The sequence below is a fragment of the Chloroflexota bacterium genome, from assembly GCA_013152435.1.
GTDB lineage: Bacteria > Chloroflexota > Anaerolineae > DUEN01 > DUEN01 > DUEN01.
The window spans coordinates 1-19,502 of the sequence record JAADGJ010000049.1 but is presented as its reverse complement, the minus strand read 5'-3'; the positions used below and the strand labels follow the sequence as shown (position 1 = coordinate 19,502).

Annotated in this window: 15 protein-coding genes, 1 pseudogene and 1 riboswitch; of the genes and pseudogenes, 5 read left to right on the top strand and 11 right to left on the bottom strand. The window is 62.7% G+C overall.

Translation table 11 applies throughout. From position 1 onward, the window contains the following. Nucleotides 1-89: 89 nt before the first annotated feature. Both gcvT and GXP39_06135 read right to left on the bottom strand, forming a co-directional pair. Entirely contained in the window at nt 90-1,202 is a 1,113-nt protein-coding gene (gene gcvT / locus GXP39_06140) for a glycine cleavage system aminomethyltransferase GcvT (protein NOZ27619.1), read from the bottom strand. A 213-nt stretch (nt 1,203-1,415) separates the two neighbouring features. Beyond that, a riboswitch (glycine riboswitch) is annotated at nt 1,416-1,526 on the bottom strand. Between the two features lie 60 nt (nt 1,527-1,586). Beyond that, the gene (locus GXP39_06135; GenBank protein ID NOZ27618.1) at nt 1,587-1,961 is read right to left on the bottom strand and encodes a hydroxymethylglutaryl-CoA reductase; all 375 of its coding nucleotides are present in this window, start codon (nt 1,959-1,961) and stop codon (nt 1,587-1,589) included. A 236-nt stretch (nt 1,962-2,197) separates the two neighbouring features. Here GXP39_06135 and GXP39_06130 point away from each other — a divergent pair, with 236 nt between their 5' ends. Both GXP39_06130 and rsmI read left to right on the top strand, forming a co-directional pair. After that, on the top strand, nt 2,198-3,541 hold the full coding sequence (locus tag GXP39_06130; GenBank protein NOZ27617.1) for a hypothetical protein: 1,344 nt from the start codon (nt 2,198-2,200) through the stop codon (nt 3,539-3,541). A 31-nt stretch (nt 3,542-3,572) separates the two neighbouring features. Next, nucleotides 3,573-4,409, top strand: coding sequence for a 16S rRNA (cytidine(1402)-2'-O)-methyltransferase (gene rsmI, locus GXP39_06125; protein NOZ27616.1), 837 nt, complete (start codon nt 3,573-3,575; stop codon nt 4,407-4,409). A 71-nt stretch (nt 4,410-4,480) separates the two neighbouring features. Here the strand turns inward: rsmI and GXP39_06120 are convergent, their stop codons facing one another. Continuing rightward, nucleotides 4,481-5,293, bottom strand: coding sequence for a hypothetical protein (locus tag GXP39_06120; protein NOZ27615.1), 813 nt, complete (start codon nt 5,291-5,293; stop codon nt 4,481-4,483). 217 nt (nt 5,294-5,510) lie between these two features. Between GXP39_06120 and GXP39_06115 the strand changes: the two genes are divergently transcribed. Next, entirely contained in the window at nt 5,511-6,794 is a 1,284-nt protein-coding gene (locus GXP39_06115) for a prolyl oligopeptidase family serine peptidase (GenBank protein ID NOZ27614.1), read from the top strand. A 9-nt stretch (nt 6,795-6,803) separates the two neighbouring features. Here the strand turns inward: GXP39_06115 and GXP39_06110 are convergent, their stop codons facing one another. The 5 genes from GXP39_06110 to GXP39_06090 form a co-directional block, all read right to left on the bottom strand. Further along, nucleotides 6,804-7,814 (bottom strand): methyltransferase, encoded by a 1,011-nt coding sequence (locus GXP39_06110; GenBank protein NOZ27613.1) that lies wholly within the window; start codon nt 7,812-7,814, stop codon nt 6,804-6,806. 14 nt (nt 7,815-7,828) lie between these two features. After that, nucleotides 7,829-9,319: a radical SAM protein gene (locus GXP39_06105; protein ID NOZ27612.1), complete on the bottom strand. Its 1,491-nt coding sequence runs from the start codon at nt 9,317-9,319 to the stop codon at nt 7,829-7,831. Between the two features lie 124 nt (nt 9,320-9,443). Then, nucleotides 9,444-10,361, bottom strand: coding sequence for a carbohydrate ABC transporter permease (locus GXP39_06100; GenBank protein ID NOZ27611.1), 918 nt, complete (start codon nt 10,359-10,361; stop codon nt 9,444-9,446). 4 nt (nt 10,362-10,365) lie between these two features. Beyond that, on the bottom strand, nt 10,366-11,322 hold the full coding sequence (locus tag GXP39_06095) for a sugar ABC transporter permease (protein ID NOZ27610.1): 957 nt from the start codon (nt 11,320-11,322) through the stop codon (nt 10,366-10,368). Between the two features lie 68 nt (nt 11,323-11,390). Continuing rightward, the gene (locus GXP39_06090; protein ID NOZ27609.1) at nt 11,391-12,791 is read right to left on the bottom strand and encodes an extracellular solute-binding protein; all 1,401 of its coding nucleotides are present in this window, start codon (nt 12,789-12,791) and stop codon (nt 11,391-11,393) included. 2,720 nt (nt 12,792-15,511) lie between these two features. On the opposite strand from GXP39_06090, the pseudogene GXP39_06085 reads away from it, so the two are divergent. Both GXP39_06085 and GXP39_06080 read left to right on the top strand, forming a co-directional pair. Then, nucleotides 15,512-15,754 (top strand): annotated as a pseudogene (locus GXP39_06085) (hypothetical protein). 315 nt (nt 15,755-16,069) lie between these two features. Then, nucleotides 16,070-17,230: a hypothetical protein gene (locus tag GXP39_06080; protein NOZ27608.1), complete on the top strand. Its 1,161-nt coding sequence runs from the start codon at nt 16,070-16,072 to the stop codon at nt 17,228-17,230. Between the two features lie 22 nt (nt 17,231-17,252). Here the strand turns inward: GXP39_06080 and GXP39_06075 are convergent, their stop codons facing one another. Genes GXP39_06075 through GXP39_06065 form a run of 3 tightly spaced genes read right to left on the bottom strand, consistent with a single transcriptional unit; the run spans nt 17,253 to nt 19,275 of the window. Next, a complete protein-coding gene (locus GXP39_06075) occupies nt 17,253-18,008 on the bottom strand; it encodes a hypothetical protein (GenBank protein ID NOZ27607.1) in 756 nt (251 codons plus the stop codon). A gap of 45 nt (nt 18,009-18,053) precedes the next feature. Further along, entirely contained in the window at nt 18,054-18,866 is an 813-nt protein-coding gene (locus tag GXP39_06070; protein NOZ27606.1) for a bacteriocin family protein, read from the bottom strand. 46 nt (nt 18,867-18,912) lie between these two features. Then, nucleotides 18,913-19,275, bottom strand: coding sequence for a Rubrerythrin (locus GXP39_06065; protein ID NOZ27605.1), 363 nt, complete (start codon nt 19,273-19,275; stop codon nt 18,913-18,915). Between the last annotated feature and the right edge of the window lie 227 nt (nt 19,276-19,502).

The following is a 19,502-nucleotide window of genomic DNA, read 5'->3' as shown; positions in this document are numbered from 1 at the left end:
TTGCGTGTTACGTGTTACGTGTTGCGTATTGCGTGTTGCGTATTGCGTGTTGCGTGTTGCGTGTTGCGTGTTGGGGATTGGGGGGAGGGTTATCTTCTTCGATAGGCGGGCACGTAGAACGGCCGACGTACCACCCGGGCGGCACGGGGTCGATCCCGGATGATGATGGACAGCTCGGTCCCGACAGCCGCAAATTCCGTCGGCACATAGGCCATCCCCACATACCGATCGGTGGTGGGACTGTACAGGCCGGTAGTCACCTCTCCCACGGATATGCCGTTGGCCACCACCTCATATCCCTGCCGGGGCACCCCCCTCTCCACCATCTCGAACGCGACGAGCCGGTATTCCGGCCCCTCCAGGTGCACCTTGAGCAGGGCATCCCGGCCCAGGAAATTCCCCTTGTCGAAGCGCACGGCAAACCGCAGCCCGGCGCTGATCGGATCGATCTCGGAGTGGATCTCGTGCCCGTAAAGGGGCAGGCACGCCTCCGCCCGCAAGGTATCCCGGGCGGCCAGGCCGCAGGGGATGAGCCCGTCCGGCTCCCCCGCCTCCAGCAGCGCCTCCCACACATGTACGGCCTCGTCCGCCGTGAAGAAGAGCTCATAACCGTACTCGCCCGTGTATCCCGTGGCCCCTACGACCGCCGGCACTCCGGCCACGGTCCCCTCGATGACGCCGTGGAACGGCAGTTGGCTCAGATCCACATCCGTCACCCGCTGCAGGATCGCCTGGGCCTTCGGCCCCTGCAGGGCGATCATGTACGTCTCCTCGGAGACGTCCCGCAACGTCACGTCGGCATCTCCCACATGCGCCTGCAACCAGGCCAGATCCTTCTCCCGATTGGCGGCATTGACGACCACGAGCCAGTGATCCGGCAGATGGTAGAGGAAGACGTCATCCACGACGCCGCCATCATCGTAGCACATCAGGCCATAGTGGGCCTGGTGAACGGCCGTCCGGCTTACGTCCCACGTCTGCATCCTCTGCAGGAAAGCCTCCGCATTCGGGCCGCTCATCCGGAATTGCCCCATGTGATCGATATCGAAAAGGCCCGCCGAGGAGCGTACCCGTTTGTGCTCCTCGATGGGCCCTGTGGGATACTGTACAGGCATCTCCCATCCGGCGAACGCCACCATGCGAGCTCCGGCCCGCACATGCCAGTCATACAACCGCGTTCGTTTCAGCGCCTGATCCGCCATCCTTCGCCACTCCCGCTACCGTGTTCCGGGGCATCGTCCCCCATGCGATCCCCCACTCCCTCGCGCGCCTCACCGGAATCCCAAACGAAAAGGGAGACGCGAGTGGGTGCCACCCGGTCTCCCTCTGTCCTGTACCTGAGAGATTCCCCGTCACGTGACGGGTTAGCCCCTTCGGTGCGTCACAGATCCGCCTGCGACGACTCTCCAGAGTGCTGTCCCGGCGCGATCCTTTTGCCTGAGAGTTTCGTCAGCCCCCCCGGTCCAGGTCCGACCATGCCCCTTCGGCGATCCCTTGCAAACGGGATTCTCTCTCGCGCCGTTCATCCAGCCAGTTATGCTATTGTCGCGCAAAGTGTATCATATGCTGCCAAAGATGTCAACGACTCACCTGTCAGCAACCAGATGATCCTCTATCTCGATTTGAAGCGCCCCAATCTCCTTCAGCTTTGCGCTGATGACCAGGACATGTCGGCCCGGTGACAAAGGATCCCCTGTCACCCGCAGGCGAATCACCCCGTTCACAGGAAACATCACCGGCCCCTGCTCGCTCACCCGCTGCGCCGAGCGCTCCGACCTCCCTGTGAGCACGGTGATCTGCTCAGGCGGGAACACCTGCCCATCCACCTCCACCGGCCCCAACCCGATGATCGTACCCGGCGCCAGCGTATTCAGCAGAGCGAACTCGAAGCCATCCTCGACGTTTCGCAAGCTCCCCTTTTGATAGAGGCGCCGGAGCATGCCGGCCGGCAGCTCGGGCATAAGATCACCCCTCCTAATACAGATCAAAGGGGCGACACGCCGCCCCTTCTCGCAAGTATAGCAAAGGAACGCATGAATGACAAGCAAACGAGGGCCTGCATCTCCAACGGATCCACGCTCGCGAAGGGAAGGCCCGCTCCGGATACAAGCCCTACCCTGCCTGGAATAGACACCCCTTTCCGCGCTATGGTATACTGCATCATGCTCTCTGACGTCATCGCCGCTGAGGTTTCCGGATGCTGAGACGCATCGACCATGCTCGCAAATGGCTGCTGATCCTTTCCATTGCTGGGGCGATCTTCCTGTTCCTCACAGGAGTCGTATCCCTGGTAGCGTATGCCTATCTGGCCCACCGGACGGCCACCATACATGGCTGGAGAGACCCGATCCAGGTCATCGATGCGAAACGAATACGCCCCGATCTGGCGCTTCTGCCCCTGGCCGGAATCCCCTCCGACGCGGCGGCCCGGAAGGCCCTAGAGGCCGGAGAGCCGGATACCGCTTTCGCCATCGTCATCTATGCGACCGACCTGGACAACGCCACCCGCGGCGGCCTGCTGGAGTTGGTGGGAGAGCGCTTCATCGAGATGGACAGACGGGAAGATGCCTCCCTCTGCTTCCAGATCGCCCATGATCTGGCCGCCCTCGGCCCGGACATGGCGGACATCGTCCGATTCGATCTGTCACTGTCGGCCGCACGTGGCCGTTTCACTGTCGGCGACGAGGTAGGGCTGTCCCTGAGCCTGGAGCAGGCGGAGACGCTGATCCGCTACAGTGCGCTCCTTCAGCCCGTACAACGGCGACAGGCCCTGGAGCGGCTGACGCGCCTGGTGGCCGAGATCGAGGGCCCCAAGGAGGCGAACCGGTTACGCATGCGCGTGAGCGAGGATGTGGATCTACGCCCTCAGCAGACGCCACGGCGATCTATGGCCGCATCCCTGGCAGCCCCGCTGCCGCTGAACCCCGATCTAGAGCGTCTTCGGCTGGAACGACAACGGCGCGCCCTCACTCTGATCAACCAATGGATCGCACTGGAGGGAGGAGACGTGGGGCCGGAGCGCGCCGATCTCGCCGAGTTCCTGCGACGGGAAGAGCAGGCTCGTGTGACCTGGTACACGGAGCTCTCCCAGGCGGGAAAGCTCACCGCCGGGCAGCGGGTCACCCTCCTCGCCGAGCAGGTCGCCTGGCTTCTGGTCAAGCTCCAGGCGGCGCGCGGCCACTTTGGGATCCAGCTGGTATCCGAGTGGGAGGGCAGCGAGCCGGAAATCGAGGAGGCGCTGGCCATCGCCCAGAACAGCCTCTTCATCCTGCTCCGCCACCAAGCCGCCAAGCTCGTCAACCCCCTGGAAGCTGACGAGGTAGAGCTGGAATTGGTGAGGTTGGAGCTGACCAACTGGCGGCTGGGACGTTATCCGGGGCTCGACCCGGACGACCGGGATGCCGCGTTGGAGGAAGTGGTCCTACGCATCCGGGAACAGCTCCCGGACATGGGAGCGGATCCCGGGAGTGGCGTGTGGCCGGAGCCACGCATCACCGACGGCCGAAGGGATTACGTGCTGGTCGGCGGTCCCTTCCCATAACCGATCGCCGAGCGGCATAAGGGGATAAGACGTGGGGACCCTGTACGTAGTGGGCACACCCATCGGCAACTTAGAGGATATGACCTTTCGGGCGGTACGCGTCCTGCGAGAGGTGAACCTGATCGCCGCCGAGGACACACGCACGGCTCGCGTGCTCCTCACCCGCTTCGATATCCACACGCCGGTCACCAGCTATTTCGAGCATAACAAGCTGGCCAAGCTGGACCGGATTCTGCGCGCCCTGGATGAGGGGGATGTAGCCCTGATCTCGGAGGCCGGGATGCCCGGTCTGTCCGATCCGGGGTACGAGCTGATCCAGGCCGCATTGGCGGCAGGCCATGAGGTCACTCCCGTGCCTGGGCCTGTGGCCGCCGTGACAGCGCTGGTGATCTCCGGACTCCCCACAGATCGCTTTCTGTTCCTGGGATTCCTCCCCCGGCGAGGGACGGAGCGCCGCAGGCTGCTGCAGTCTGTAGCAACGGAGCCGGGCACCCTGGTGGCCTATGAGGCCCCCCACCGGCTGCGCCAATCCCTGGCGGATATCGCCGAGGTGCTCGGCGATCGCCCCATCGCCGTCGCTGAGGAGCTGACGAAACGCTTCGAGTCCGTGTTTCGAGGTCGGGTGACGGAGGCGCTGGCGCATTTCGAGGCGGAGGAGCCACGGGGTGAGTTCACTTTGGTCATCGGGGGAGCCCCTCAGGAGACAGCCGAGCAGACGTGGCCGGACGAACGCGTCCGGGCGGCGTTGGCCACCCTGCTGAACGAGGGCGTATCCCCATCCACAGCCGCTCGCGCTCTGAGCAAGCTCACCGGGCGCTCGCGCCGGGAGATCTATCGCATGGCTGTGGAGATGACCGCCGAGGGATAAAAAGGGGTCGGGGGACGCAGCGCTGCGTCCCCCGAGGTCCTGAAACCCCTGATGGGAGGTAGATGTAAGCGTCAGCACCGACGCCTGCCGGCCACGGCCAGCGTGAGGGCGAAAGCGATCCCCACCAGAGGGTAAGCCCAGGCCCCATTGCCACTATGGGCGCTGAGCGACTGCAGGATCACCGCCGTGGCGACACCCGCGTTGTTGTCGAATCCCATGGTGGTCGGATACCCCACCTCAGGGGCGCCCGTCCCGGCCTGATACCAGTTCCCCCCAGTCCCATTGGGGCTTCGCTGGATGCTTTCCCCCGCCCCAATGTTGGTCGTCGATCCGAAGGCATACACGATCGCGGGTGGATTCGGGTTGCTATTGGAGCCTGATCCACGAGTACCCCAATGAACCTCCTCGCAGGCCTGTCCCTCGATCAAGAGCACGATGTTGTCTCCCGAGTCGTTGAGGTGAAGGCCCGCATCGGTGCCGGCCCCGAAGAACTCCTGTACGTCCGTCGCCTGAGGAGGCAGTGGCTCGCTGGTACTTGCCGACTCGTTATCGTGCACGATGATGTACGAGTTTGCGGATGCGCTGTTCACCGTGAACGTGAGGCGGAACCGACCGGAGGTGCTCGTCTCCAAATCATCTACGGTGATCGTGGTGGGCTCGTCAATGGCGCGGACCACGAAGAGCTCCACCCATTCATCCTCGCCGATGTAATTGGGATCGTTCGTGGAGGTCTGCTTAAATTTCACCTCGTTGATCACGATGTCGCCACAGGCGCCAACCGCCTCCGCCATCGGCGTCCCGACGGTGATCGGCACGATAAGCACGGCCGCGAGCACGAAACAGGCAACAAGCCCTCGGAACATCGCATCGCGATCGACAGGCATGCCCCCCTCCCCCTGATGCGAGCGAGGACCCCGGGAGCACAGAGGCGCTGGGATCCCGCCAATGGCTACCGTACAGCCACGATATCACCCTCCCGTCACGATTCTCTTACGAGATTTGGACACAAGCGAGCGAATCCGATCGGCTCCTGGGGGAACGGCTTGTCCACCCCTTCCCCGATGTTATAATCCCGGGTGGGAGAAAGCCCCGGAGGGACACATGATCAGGCGGTGGGGCATCTGGATGGGAATCGTGTTGGCCGTGCTGGCGCTCGCCGGCCTCCTCGCGCTGCAAACGCCGACCGGCCAGCGCGCGTACAACGTGGCCGATTTCCGTTTCCGCCACTGGCGCGTTCAACACTGGGGAAAGCCCACGGTTCCGTCGGAGGGGAGAGGAGGGCTAACGGGGCGAGTGATGGACACGATGGGCCAGCCGATCGAGGGGGCGATCGTGCTGGTGGCCGAGGCAACGGGCGAGACGTATCACGATGCCACCGACGGCGATGGACGCTATCGGATCACAGGCGTCCCCGCCGGCCGCTACGTCCCACTGGCCGCCGCGTGGGGATATCGGATGCGCATCGCCCCTTCTATCCGTGTGCGCCCCGGAGCCACCGTGGAAGCCGTCGACTTTGCGCTGCCGCCGCGCCCCCCTATCCGGCTATCGGCCGAGATCCCCGTGACGATCACCGGCCGCACGATCGTCACAGGGACGTTTCCATCGCCCGACGTCGAGGCGGAGCGAATCGACTTCCGGTTCGAGCGAGCAGGGACCGAGATCGCCGTGGACCGCATCTACCAGCCCGTCGGGAGACGCACGCCCGGCCCCACGCTGGCGATCGCCTTCCCCAGCTACGAGCCACACTGGGAGCCGGCCGCGGTGGCCTTCGCCAGCCAGGGATTCACCGTCCTCTTCGTCGCCCCCGTCGCCGCCCGCGGGCTGGATATCCAGGCCCACGCGTTGGATCTCCTGCAAGCGGTCACGCTCCTGCGCGCCGGCCGACTAACTCCGGCCGCCGATCCGGATCGGATGGCCGTGCTGGCCGGCAGCTTCAGCACCCTGTATTTCTACCAGGTGCTACCGGACATGCCGGAGATCAAGGCGGTCATCACCGTAGGCGGGATCAGCGACGCCTTTCTGGGGGTGCAGGCCCTGTACGACGAGACGCTGGAGATCCCGCCGCCATATGATGCCGCCATCGCCGCAATCGGGCGCCCCGATCGCCATCCCGAGCGGTTCATGCAATACTCACCGGCTTTCTTCGCCCGACACATGCCCCCCACGCTAGTGGTGCACACCACGGCCGACCGGGTGATCCCCTACAATCAATCGGTCCGCTTCGCACAGGCGCTGGCTGATGCGAACGTTCCTCACGATCTGATCCTGTACGAGGACACGTCGCACTATCTGAACACCTGGAACCCAACGCCACAGGTGACCGCCGCTTTCTGGCGCATGATCGACTTCCTGCAAAGCACGATAGGCGAGCCGTCCGGCGAGTGAATCCTCCGCTCAAAGCGGCTCCATCCACGCCTCGAACACGGCCGCGACATTCTCCGCCGGCACGTTGATGCCCCACTCGCACTGGGCGATCACGCCCCCGCGCCCATCGTCCAGGGCCCGACGTACACGCCGTACCGCCTGACGCACATCCTCAACGGTGCCGAACGGGAGGATGGCCTGGCGATCGATCTCCCCCCAGAACGTGATCTTCCCCCGGTACAGACGCCCCAGCTCCTCGATATCCATGCAGAACAACTGCGAGTTCAGCGCGTCAATCCCGATCTCGATCAGATCCGGGTAAATGTCCGTGATGTCGCCATCGGAGTGGAAGAAGGCGAACTTCCCCGCACCGTGGATCAGGCGACAGTACTCCGCATAGAGGGGCTTGAAGAACTCCCGCCACATCCCGGGCGAGATCAGCAGACCCTTTTGTGCTCCCCAGTCATCCATGAAGGAGATGCCGTCCACATCCGTCCGGGTCCACATCTCCAGCTCACGCAGGAAGAACTCGTGCACCATATCCCGCAGCCGGTAGACCTCCCGCACCCCCCACCCCAGGTCCATCATCAGATTCTCGGTGCCGCGCAGGAACTGCATCCGCTCGAAGGGCCGGATCGTCGTGCCCGCTTTGACGAACCGATCGGTGGCGGCACAGGACGCATTCACCCGGCTGAAGTCGGCGTTCTCCAGGATTTCGTAAGGAGGCCGGAGACGATCCAACTGCGACCAATCGGCCAGAGGCGGGTCCTTCACCTCGCCGACGACGCCAGGCTCGGCCACGGTGAAGGGACACCCCCAGGCATCCACATAGGTCCCGACCACGGCTGGCTCGCCGCGCTCGCGCTCCCCCCGCCCGTAGGTAACATCGGGAGAGGCGAAGTCAGGGGGGAAGCGCTCCAGCATGGCCGTCAGCTCCTCCTGACGAAACATCTCGATACCGGGCAACGTCCACAACTCCCGGGGAGCCCGGTCCGGCGTCTGAAACAGCAAGGTCCGACGCACACGCTCTCGGCTGTCCACGGCGCGCTCCTTGGCTACCAGGCACGGGGTACAGGATAGCAGAGGAACTTCGCATTCGCCCGGAACGCCTCCCACCGATTGGCCATGTCCTCCAGCGATCTCTTCTGATCATCACGGAGCCAGAAGCCTCGAAACTGCTCCTGATCCAGGCTGGACTGCTCGGTGGAGGCGGAGCGACAGTAGGTGTAATAGTCCATGAAGCTCTGGAAGCTCACCTCGATGCCATACTGTCGGGAATCGTGACTCATGGGAGAGCAGGGATCGACGGTGTGACACATGTTGATCATCTTCAACAGGTGGGAGGGATAGAGATGCCCAATACGTCTGGCCAGGTCCAGGGTCCTCCTGAAGGCTCTCTCGTCCTCGCCCGGTAGATTGAGGGAGAAGTAGATGTAGATGGGCACCTCGTGTCTCTTCAAGAGCGAGAGCGTCCGGAGCAGCTTTCGGTTGGTGTAGAACTTGCCGTTGAGGCGGCGCACCGGCTCCGACCCGGACAAGGGGCTAAACGCCAGCTCCGAGCGAGTGATGTCCACAGTCTGCACGAGCTCGTCAATGAACTCCTTGCTGGGAAGCTGGAAGAACTCATTGTATATCCCGATCCGGATGCCCCGGTTGCGGATCTCGGAGAACAGGCGCGTCCAGTACGCCTCGCCGAGGATGGCGGGATCCAGGGAGAAGGATACTTGATCGACCCCCATCCGCTGCAGCCGCTGGATGTCCTCCACGACACCCTCCACGGATCGGAGGACGAGCTGCTCCCGGCCGGCGATGGCCTTGTGCACTCGCGCCCCCCCGCCGCAATAGGAACAGTCGAAGTGACATCCCCGGCCGATGCTCAGCCAGTGCCCCCGCATCGGCCTGGGCGATGAGGCAGTCAACATGGTCGCCACGAACTGAAGCTCGCCATATCGATCGGCGTGCTCCAGGAAGTCGAGGTCCACGAAGTTCAGCCGGTCGAGCATCTCCCCGTCGGCGCGATACGTCAAGGCGTTCTCCACGATCCGGCCACTCTCCCGGTAGGAGAGGTTGGGAACGTCCGAGAGGTCCGGCAACGCGGAGGAACGGCGACCCAAACGCGTGGCGATCATGCGCAGCGGCACCTCAGCATCCCCCCGGATCACAAAGTCGATCTGAGGGAAGTTCTCGAGGATCTCCCTGGCGTACAGGGACGCGGTGAACCCACCCACCAGGATCCATGCCTCCGGGTGGAGCTGACGGCAGATCTGAGCGATCTCCATCACCCCATAGGAGTGCTCGTACCAATGCAAGTCCATCAGGATCAGCCGAACCCCCTCCTGGGAGGCCACCCATCGCCCCAGAAGGAAGGAACGGTCTATGCGAAGCTCCAGGGGGTAGTTCAAGCCGACGACCGACAGCCCCTCCTCGCGCAGCAGGTTCGATAGGGGGATGATCCCCATGGGCATGATGGGATATGGGGTGCTGATCCTTCGCCCCCGGGTCGCGATGCCGTATTTGGTCGGGTGAATATACAAAACGTCGGGCATGAAATCCCTCTCGCAGGATGAGATCGGGGGAATCGGGAGCATGAACTATGGAGCGCCGGGCCTGATGGGAGATGACATCATACCCGACGCTCCACCTGGAAACGGGGATCGATCGTGCTCGGGGTTACCTTCCCGTGATCCCGCTCATCGTGATGCCCTGCAGGAAGTAGCGCTGGGCCGCAAAGAAGAGGAAGATGACCGGGACGACCATCGTCGTCGAGGCAGCCATCAGCCAGTGCCACTCCGTGGTGAACGCTCCCTGGAAGGATTGCAGGCCCAGAGCCAGCGGGCGCAGGTTCATCTTCTGGATATAGATCAAGGGACCCATGAAGTCGTTCCACGCGATCATGAAGGAGAAGATCCCCACCGTCGTGACCACGGGTTTGGACAGGGGGAGGATGATCTGCCACCAGATGCGCAGATGACTGGCCCCATCTATCTTGGCCGCGTCGTCTAATTCCGCTGGGATCCCCATAAAGAATTGCCGACATAAGAAGATGTAGAATGAGGAACTATACCAGCCTGGCAGCCACGCGGGCACGGTCAGCGGGAGGAACGTATTGATCCACCCGAGCTTGTTGAACATGACGTACTCAGGCACCAACGTCACAGAGCCCGGGAGCATCATCTTGATCAGCACCATCCAGAAGAGGAAGTTCCGCCCCGGGAATCGCAACCGGGCGAAGGCATACGCCACCATCGTGGAGACCAGGATCTGCCCGGTCACCCGGGCGACGACGATGATCATCGTATTGCGGAAGAAGATGTGAAAGGGCAAGACGGTCAGAGCCTCTGGATAATTCTGCCAGCGCACAGGATTGGGGATCAATTGGGGCGGATAGGTGAAGACCATCCCCTTTGGCTTGAGCGAGGTGCTGAACAGCCAGAGAAGCGGGATCAACATCGTGATCGAGATGGGGATCAGGCACAGGTGAGCAATCAGCTCCTTTAGCACCCTTTTGGTCTTCGCCGTCCATATCCGATCCAGCCATCCCTGCTCACGTCTTGCGCTTTTGGCTTCCGCGGCAGCCTCAGTGACCATCCCTCTATCCTCCCTGTTCCGTTTCGTAGTAGACCCAGCGCTCTGCCAGCTTAAACTGGATATAGGTCAGAACCAGAATGATGAACAACAACACCCATCCCATGGCAGCAGCGTATCCCATCCGCCAGAACTCAAAAGCGTTCTGCCAGAGGTACAACACGTAGAAGAGCAGCGAATCCAGAACCCCTCCTACGCCATAAGAGCGTTCGCCTCCCGCGCCGCCGGTCGTCATGATGTAGGCGGTAGTGAAGATCTGGAAGGCGTTGATGATGCCCATGATCAGGTTGAAAAAGGTCACCGGGGAGAGCATGGGAAGCGTGACGTTGCGGAAGCGCGCCCATTGCCCCGCCCCATCGATCATCGCCGCCTCGTACAACTGCTCGGGTATGTTCTGCAGGCCGGCCAGGAAAATGATCATGGTAGGGCCGATCCCCCACAACCCCATGAAGATCAGACACGGCTTGCTGAGCTTGGGATCAAGCAGCCAATCCTGGGTCGGGATGCCGAAGAACTTCAGGACCGAGTTCGCCAACCCCCACTGAGGGTTAAAGATCCACAGCCAGAGCATCGCGTTGGCCACGGCCGGGGTGATCGACGGCAGGTAGAAGATCGTCCGATACCAGCGGATGCCCCGGATCTTCAGGTTCATGGCCAGCGCAGCCACAAAGGAGGCGACCAGGTACAGGGGCACGGAGATACCCGCGTAGAAGGCCGTGTTGAACAACGCGACCCGGAAGCGTTGATCCTGGAAAAGCTTGGTGAAATTTGAGAGTCCTACCCACTCGGGCGGGCTGATGATCTGATACTTGGTGAGCGACAGGTAGATGGCGATCCCCATGGGGATGGCCGTGAACCAGATGAACCCAATCAGCCAGGGTGAGATAAGAGCATACGCGGTAAGCGCCTCCTGTCGCCTCAGGCGGCTTGAGGTAGGGAACAACCGATCAACCAAAGTAGTCATCAGGACCTCCAATGCCGAGCGGCCATTGGGGAGACATCGCCCCCCAATGGCCGCTATCCCAACGCAGGCTAGAATTCCGGCGGCATCTCCCCGTTCTCGAAGAGATAGTCCACCCCGGCGCAGATCTTCTCCACCGCCTCGGCCACAGGCATCTGCACATCCTCCAGCACCATCTGCTCCCAGTACTTTCCGATGATGGTCCACATCTCGCTCCAGTACAGGTTGATGGGCTGGACGATGTAGTATTCCACCGCTTTGAGGAAGACCTCCTCGTGTGCGGGCGGCAGATCCGGGTTCAAGAAGGCGGGGGAGTTGGCCACGGAGGGTCGTGCTGGCATGGCTCGACCCAACCGGGCGATGCGAGCCTGCCCTTCGGGGGCCAGAACGAACTTGATGTACCTCCAGGCAGCCTCCACATTCTCGGTGCCCTCGCCGATGGCCATCGCGTCCCAGCTCTGGCGGGTGTAGCGCTCGCCGGTCGCCGGGTTCTTGGGGAAGTGCAGCACATCCCAGCGCAGCTCATCCTCCGGGATCGCCCGCAGATCGGGGAACCACCACGGACCGGTCAGGTTCATGGCGATCTTGCCCTCCCGGAAGAGGTCTGTGCTGCCCATGCCGGAGAACTCGGTGGAGAGCGGGGTCACATGGTGCTTGAGGCGCAGATCGACGAAGAACTGCACCGCCTCGATGGACTCAGGAGTATTCAGCATGCACTTCTTCTTCTCCAGGTCCACGTAGCGGCCGCCCATGGTGTAGATGAATGGCATATGGTATACCCACCCGGGCAAGGGGAAGGCACCCCGGACCATGTTACCGTTAGCATCGAACTTTACGAGCTTCAGGCACGTGTCCAGGAACTCATCCATGGTCCAGTCCCAGCCCTGGTTGGGCGGCGGCTCCACCCCCGCTTCCTCGAAGACGTCGATGTTGTAGAACCACAGGATCCCCGCGCCGTCCCAGGGCATGGCGTACTGGGTGCCCTGCATCCACGCCTTGGCCTCCGAATCCCACTTGAACATATCCAGTACCTGGGGGAAGAAGTCGTCGAGCATCAACTCTTCGCTGTCCCGCTCGACCAGGGGATCCAGAGCCGTGTAGACTCCCTTATCGGCGTACTTGGGGAAGGGCTCATCCTGGATGTTCAGCACGTCGGGCATGTCCCCGGCCGCCCGGCGGAGCATGATCTGCTCCTCATAGTTGCTGGGGATATGCTCAGATGTGACCGTGATGTCGGGGTTCTCGGCGCTGAACTGGTCGTCAAACGCCACCCACAGCTTCCACTCCTCCGGGCTTCCCCAGAAGGTGTGAGTCAGCACGACCTGCTTGGGAGGGGCTTTTTCTGGTGCACTGGGCTGCTCACCGGCTTGAGGAGCTGCCATTGGCTGACAAGCGGCAGCCAGCGCAGATCCGACAGCCGTCACAGCCGAGACGCGCAGAAAGTCCCGCCGACTCAGCTTTCGCTCCAGCATCTTTTTCCCTCCTTACACTATGCTGTGATTGCCGGATACTATCGAGAGGATCCTGTTGAAGTACCCTTGCTCATCACCTCCTCTCCCGCCAAGATAGGGGATAAGACCATCCCCGAATAACCAAAAAACGCAAAGGGTATATCATCCTTCCCTTTGCGTTTCGGGTGCGATTCGTCTATCCAGTTGGGGCGTAAAGATATCCTGCGGTACCCACATCCGTATACCCCACTTCTTCGTTTGCAGCCCCAGGTTGGGATCGTGGAAGCCAAGCATAATATGCACGGGTGCGTGCGCATCCCGTGCGAGGGGACATATAAATTATATCACGGCGCCAGATGGGTGTCAATGCAAACCAAAGCGGGAAACTGTTCAAAATCACAGAAACGATCCGAGATCCCGATAAGAGGATGGCAAGCTAAGCGCGTCTGAAAGTTTACCGGCAAGGTGTCTGAGGGACTCCCTCAACGACCAGATCCACAGGGGGAGGTGTGGAGGGATCCTCCCCATAGCAGAAGCGACGGCATTTCTCAGACACACTCTAAGATCCCTTCCGCACATCAACGGAACGACGCAAGCGAGGTCAGGGCTGGGAAGGGGCGAAAAGAAAGGGCTCCCTTCCCGCGTATAGGCCAATTGACCTATGCGGATAGGCGGGTTTCCCCCATATACGGCGTCTGAGCGCCGTATCCCCGTAACGAACGGGGGCGTTTGCTTTCTCGGAAGCGAGATGATCGCCCCACTAAGCATAAGCTCAGTTAGGCATTTGGTCCCGTTGCTACATGAGCAATGTAAAGGTAGCATAAACTTAGGAGGTTGGAACGGTGCATAAGAGCGAGAAGAAAACTCTCCCAGCACGCGATAGAGATCTGCGGTAACGCCTGGCGGCGCCGTGCAGCCCCGAAGCGCACGGCATCGCCATAAAGATCGTTGCGAAGCAAAGCGGATCACTCCGCACCTCGAGATGGAGCGACCGCAAGGTAAGTAAGGACCGGATATCACAACCGAGAACATCAAGGATGTAAGGAGGGTGGGTTACTATGAAGACTCGTCGACGTTTCAAAGCAACACTTATCATGAGCCTGATCATTGTCCTGTTGATCGGGATCGTAGGCAGTGCCCAGGCGGACTCTACAGAACCACCGGCGGAGCGCCGGGTGAGGTTTGCCGGAATCGTACAGGAATTGCCCGATGGCGGCCTGGGCGTCTGGACGATCCAGACGCGGCGCGGGCCAGTACAAGTGGAGGTCACGGCGGACACGCGCATCGTGAACGGCCCGGCGGCCCGCGGGGACTACGTCCAGGTGATCGCCCGAGAGCGTGAGAACGCGGACTACCTGCTGGCCGAGGCCATCCGGGTGCGCCACAAGGCGCCACCGCCTCAGGAGATCGAGTTCCGCGGGATCATTCGAGCCATGAACGGCGACGTCTGGATCATCGGCCGCGTCCCGGTCCTCGTGACCAACGAGACGGTGATCGAGGGAACCCCCGACGTGGGAGATCTGGCGGAGGTCCACGCCGTATACCGTGACGGACAGCTTGTGGCGACCAAGATCGAGGTGAAAGATACCGCGGATCGCCCCGCGCAGATCGAGTTCGAGGGGGTCATCGAGTCCATCGGAGAGGGCTCATGGGTGATCAGCGGCCGGGCGGTCGTCGTCACCAATGAGACGATCATCGTCGGCGAGCCGCAAGTCGGCGCCGTTGCGGAGGTACACGCGGTCGTGCGAGACGACGGAACGCTGGTGGCCACGCGCATCGTGGTCAAGCCGCCCCGGCCTGAGCCCGATGAGGATGATGTGGAGTTCTCCGGCATCATCCAGAGCCAGGCGGACGGCACATGGGTGATCTCCAGCGTCACCGTCCTGGTGGACGACTCCACCCGGATCGACACCCGCAGCGGCCCGGCGGAGGTGGGCGTGCGCGTGGTCGTCCACGCTCGGGTGGTCCCCGTTGAGGGCGGCTGGGAGCTGCACGCCCGACACATTAAGGTCCTGGCTCGCGTGGGCGATCCTACCGTGGTGGGGATCGAGGGCACCATCTACAGCATGGACGGCGAGCAGTGGGTGGTCGGCGGCATCCCCGTGCAGGTCCCGCCCACGGCCACCATCGAGGATACGCCGGCGGATGCGCCGGGCGTGGGCGATCGGGTAGAGGTCATCGCCACGCTCCAGGGGGACACCCTGGTCGCGGTGAAGGTCGAGATCTCGGAGTCCGATGAGGCGCCGACGCCCCAACCGACAACGACCCCAGAGCCCACGGTAACGCCCAGACCCACGGAGGTCCCCGATGAGAATCGGGTGAAGTTCTCCGGGATCATCCAGGAGATGGGCGATGAGAGCTGGCTCATCTCGGGCATCCGGGTCATGGTGGATACGTTCACCCGGATCGACACCGACGAAGGCTCGGCTGAGATCGGGGCCCGCGTGGCCGTGAAGGCGGTGTCCGTTCCCGTCGAGGGCGGCTGGGAGCTGCACGCCCGACACATCAAGGTCCTGGCCCGCGTGGGCGATCCCACCGTGGTGAAGCTCGAGGGCACCATCTACAGCATGGACGGTGAGCAGTGGGTGGTCGGCGGCATCTCCGTGCAGGTCCCGCCCACGGCCACCATCGAAGGCACGCCGGCGGTGGGCGTCGAGGTCGAGATCTACGCGACCCAGCAGGGGGACGTCCTGGTCGCCGTGAAGGTGCAGGCGGAGTCCGCCGAGCCTGGCGAGACGCCGACGCCTGCGCCGACGGGAACTCCGATGCCGACAGAGACGCCAGAGCCCACGGAGACTCCGGAACCTACCGAGACCCCCGAGCCCACCGAGACCCCTGGGCCGGGCGAGACTCCGGAGCCGACCGAGACTCCTGAGCCCACGGAGACCCCTGGGCCAGTAGAGACTCCGGAACCGACGGAGACTCCTGAGCCCACCGAGACGCCACAACCGACCGCCACTCCGGAGCCGACCGATACCCCCGAGCCGCCCACGGTGCAGTTCGCGGGGCTGATCCTGAGCCTCCCTGAGGACGGGGTGATCGGCCTGTGGAACGTCGGCGGCGTCCCGGTGATGGTGACGGATGAGACCGAGATCGAGGGCACGCCGGCTGTGGGGAGGATGGCGAAAGTGGAAGGACGTGTACTCTCAACCTCTCAGGTAGAGGCGGAAGAGATCTACGTCCGGAGCCGCTAAGCCTCTCCCCCACTGAGGACTCGTGGGAGGCGGGCACGCTCCGTGCGTCCCGCCTCCCGACGCGTTCACAGCCTATTCAACATATCGTGTGAGGTGTTATGGAAAATGCGTGTCTTATGGCGAACACTTGGCTTTGTGATCAGCGGGTTGATGATCGTGGTTCTAATGTATCCCGGGATCGCCCAGGCACAGCCCACAGCAGAGACGCCGCTGGGCTGGTCGCAGCCCGAGAACATCTCCCAATCCACCGCTGACTCCACCAGCCCGGCTGCAGCGCTGGTGAACGGGCGCCTTCACGTCATCTGGGAGGAGGGCGATCAACTCTACCATCGATATCAAACGGACTCGGGCTGGTCGACCGCATCTGCCATCGGCACCGGATCGGAGCCTGCCGTGGCGGCTGACGGCAACAAGCTCCATCTGGTCTACGTGGCCGTCTTCGGCGGCAACGCGGAGATCCTATATCGCTCCTGGGATGCGACCAAAGGGTGGTCCTCAGCCATCAACGTCTCTCGCACCACGGCCGCCTCGGCCACGCCCAGCATCGCCATCTCCGGGAACAGTCGCCGCCACGTGGTCTGGGTAGACAACGCGCTCACAGATCCCATGATCTTCTACGCCGAGTCCACGGACGGTCTGGTCTGGGAGAGCGGCCCCATCGCAGATGCCTTTGGGACCGGTCCCCAGGTTGTAACGGACGCGACGGGGCGCCCTCATGTGCTCTGGGTGGGACCATACAGCTTCGATGATCCGTTGGAGGTTTTCTACTGCTGGTGGACGGGAAGCGAGTGGACATGGCCGGAGTATGTGTCCAACACACCGAACGCGGATTCCACACGGGGCTCGCTGGTCCTGGATCCCAAAGGCACGCCATGGGCAACCTGGCAGGAGAAGGTCAGCGGGCGCTGGCAGGTCTGGACCGCCTCCCGTCTCACCACAGGATGGGGAAAACCCTCCACCATGGCTCAGACGGGGATCGATCTAAGCGAGCCTACGCTGGCCGTGGGAGACCGTCTGGCCCAGGCGTGGGTGAGCAACGGCACGCTTCAGATGCGCTGGTTCGATGACCAGTGGAGCCCACCGGAAACGGTCTGGCAGGACTCCAACGGCATCAATCAACCGACCCTGGTGGTCGGCACAAACGGCGAGGCATGGGCGGTGTGGAGCAGCCCGGATAAGACGGGCGCGGGGGATATCTTCGTCAGCCACGGTAAGGCCGTCGCCTTCCGACTCTACCTGCCCTTGCAGATCCGGCAGGCGCCGTGAGGGATCCCAAGGAACACGGTCCTCATCCGCCTTTCACGCCCTCGGCCCCGAGCATCTGGGGTCCCGGGGCAGGAGAGGTATGAACCCCAGTGCCCAACAGGACAAGCGCATGGAACCCCCACCCGAGCCACCAGTTGGGCACCACCAGGTAGAGGGAGGCCGTGACCACGGCCACCAGCAAGCGCAGGAGGATGGGCCCAATCCGGCCAGGATGGCGCAGCGCCTGCCAGGTGAACGGGTGACCACACCACTCGATGAGAAGGAGGAGGACACCCGCCCACGTTCCCCAATAAAGCCCCCACCATCGGATGGCGGCGCTGCGGTAAAAGGCCCAGTGCCATTGCTGTGCTGCGGCCTCCACGATGGCCGAGGGCCATCCGGCGGGCAGGCGATGGTGAGAACCCGATGGGGGAACGCGATTTCGTGCTCCTGTCCCCCGGCGCCAGCCGATGAGGATCGCCAGCCAGGCCGCCATAGCCAACGGCATCCCCATCCCCAACGTGCGCACCCAATCCAACCCGCTCAGCCCCATTCGCTTAGGCGACAGGGCACCGACCAACAGCGCCGCATACGGGATGCCGATCAGATATGCCAGGCGTATGGCCCACCAAACCAGCGCTCGCGCGCCGTGAGAGGAATCGTGCTGCGGGGGAAACATCGCCGTGCGAACGGCGATCTGCGCGCCAAACAGGTAGAGGATGAACGAGGACAGAACCCATAAGTCGGGTTCTGTCCTCCACGCGCTGAGGGTAGTGAACCTGGCCAGCCAGGTTTCCACAGATGCCTCGCTCCCTTCCGGGTTGCAGCCAGGCGGGCGACCCACCTACCGAAGCACGCACACCGCCTGAGGCTGTAGCAGGCGAAGGGCAACGCTCTCGAACAGCGTGAACTCGTAACGACCGCCCGCCGGCCCTATGAACCCGGCGATGAGGTCCTGCCCGATCACGATGCTGGCGTATTGGCGTCCCGTCGCCAGCAGCACACCGCCAGACGGGATGGCCGGGGCTTTGACGATCCCGTCGGTCACCAGCATACGTAGATGCTCGATCTCCGTTTGGTTGCCCTGCGGGTACCGCCTGAACAGCAAGTTATAGCGCCCTGGCGAAAGGGCCAGCGCATAGGGGCCGTGAAAGCCGGCCTCATCCAGCTTCATGACGGCGGCGATAATGTCCTCGACAGCGGTGCCGACCTCATCCCACGACTTGAGCCGAGTAGACAGGGTCCCCTCTGCGTTCAGCAACCCGCTCACGCCCAGGGATGCCGACCCGTTGAAGAGCAATGCGTCTTCCTGTCTGGCGCAAGCGATGGCCGCCTCCGCAACCGAGCTCAGATCCAGGGGTACCCCGGTCTGCTCGAACGCGGCAATGTCCCTGGTCCCCAAAGCGAACTCCCCGCGAATGACCGTTACCGGGGTTCCGCTGCTCGCCTCCAGGCTCACGCCTTCCACGTCCGCCTTCTCAACGGGAGCATCTCGCGAGGGCAGGGTCTTCAACCCGAGCCCGTAGGGACCCTCTATGTGCAGCAACCGCCGGGCGCATAGCTGACTCTTGGCCGCCTCCGTGACGGTCTCATCGATCTTCTGCCAGACTTCATCGCCGAAAGGCGCATCCTCGCGATGAAGGAAATGGTGCGACATGGCATCCTCCTTAGGTTCTATGATCCTGCACAACCCGCTGTAACGATCACTCCTTCAGGTCTCCCACGGTGAGCGAGCCCTCGTCGGACGAGCCCGAAGACGCTTCCGCCGAGTCTTCCTCCATCATCTCCTCTACCTCGGCGGCACCCTCTGCCAGATATCCCTCCTCATCCGGCAACAGCAGGTTCAGCAACTTTTGGAACTCGCCGACATGCACGCGCTCCTCATTCGCGATATCGTGCAAGACCTTCCTGGCAAGATCGTGATCGGTAGCATCCGCGATGGCCTCATAGAGGTGGACGGCCTCCTCCTCAGCAGCGATGGCGAGTCGGAGGGTCCTGGCCAGCTCTGAGCGGGTCAGCTTACGGCCGGGGGCCATGCCAGTAAACGGGTTCAGGAACTCGGGCATCGGTCTCTCTCCTTGCTTGACTAGATTCTCGAAGGACACAACAACGATCCGTCGCAGGAGATGGGCATCCATCCCTGTCATTTCCATTATAACGCGCCCTGCCCCTTGGAGCAAAAGCACTATCAGAGAAGCCCTCCCTAGGGCCTTTTCAAAGTCCAACGTCCATATTGGCATACATGGCGCCTGCAGGGACGAGGCAAGGTGTCGTGTCTGTATACGCATCTTCT

What these genes read in the sequence shown, in the direction of transcription:
- gcvT (NOZ27619.1), bottom strand. Translation starts at nt 1,202, where the DNA reads ATGGCGGATCAGGCGCTGAAACGAACGCGGTTGTATGACTGGCATGTG.
- GXP39_06135 (NOZ27618.1), bottom strand. Translation starts at nt 1,961, where the DNA reads ATGCCCGAGCTGCCGGCCGGCATGCTCCGGCGCCTCTATCAAAAGGGG.
- GXP39_06130 (NOZ27617.1), top strand. Translation starts at nt 2,198, where the DNA reads ATGCTGAGACGCATCGACCATGCTCGCAAATGGCTGCTGATCCTTTCC.
- GXP39_06120 (NOZ27615.1), bottom strand. Translation starts at nt 5,293, where the DNA reads ATGCCTGTCGATCGCGATGCGATGTTCCGAGGGCTTGTTGCCTGTTTC.
- GXP39_06115 (NOZ27614.1), top strand. Translation starts at nt 5,511, where the DNA reads ATGATCAGGCGGTGGGGCATCTGGATGGGAATCGTGTTGGCCGTGCTG.
- GXP39_06105 (NOZ27612.1), bottom strand. Translation starts at nt 9,319, where the DNA reads ATGCCCGACGTTTTGTATATTCACCCGACCAAATACGGCATCGCGACC.
- GXP39_06100 (NOZ27611.1), bottom strand. Translation starts at nt 10,361, where the DNA reads ATGGTCACTGAGGCTGCCGCGGAAGCCAAAAGCGCAAGACGTGAGCAG.
- GXP39_06095 (NOZ27610.1), bottom strand. Translation starts at nt 11,322, where the DNA reads ATGACTACTTTGGTTGATCGGTTGTTCCCTACCTCAAGCCGCCTGAGG.
- GXP39_06090 (NOZ27609.1), bottom strand. Translation starts at nt 12,791, where the DNA reads ATGCTGGAGCGAAAGCTGAGTCGGCGGGACTTTCTGCGCGTCTCGGCT.
- GXP39_06080 (NOZ27608.1), top strand. Translation starts at nt 16,070, where the DNA reads ATGCGTGTCTTATGGCGAACACTTGGCTTTGTGATCAGCGGGTTGATG.
- GXP39_06070 (NOZ27606.1), bottom strand. Translation starts at nt 18,866, where the DNA reads ATGTCGCACCATTTCCTTCATCGCGAGGATGCGCCTTTCGGCGATGAA.
- GXP39_06065 (NOZ27605.1), bottom strand. Translation starts at nt 19,275, where the DNA reads ATGCCCGAGTTCCTGAACCCGTTTACTGGCATGGCCCCCGGCCGTAAG.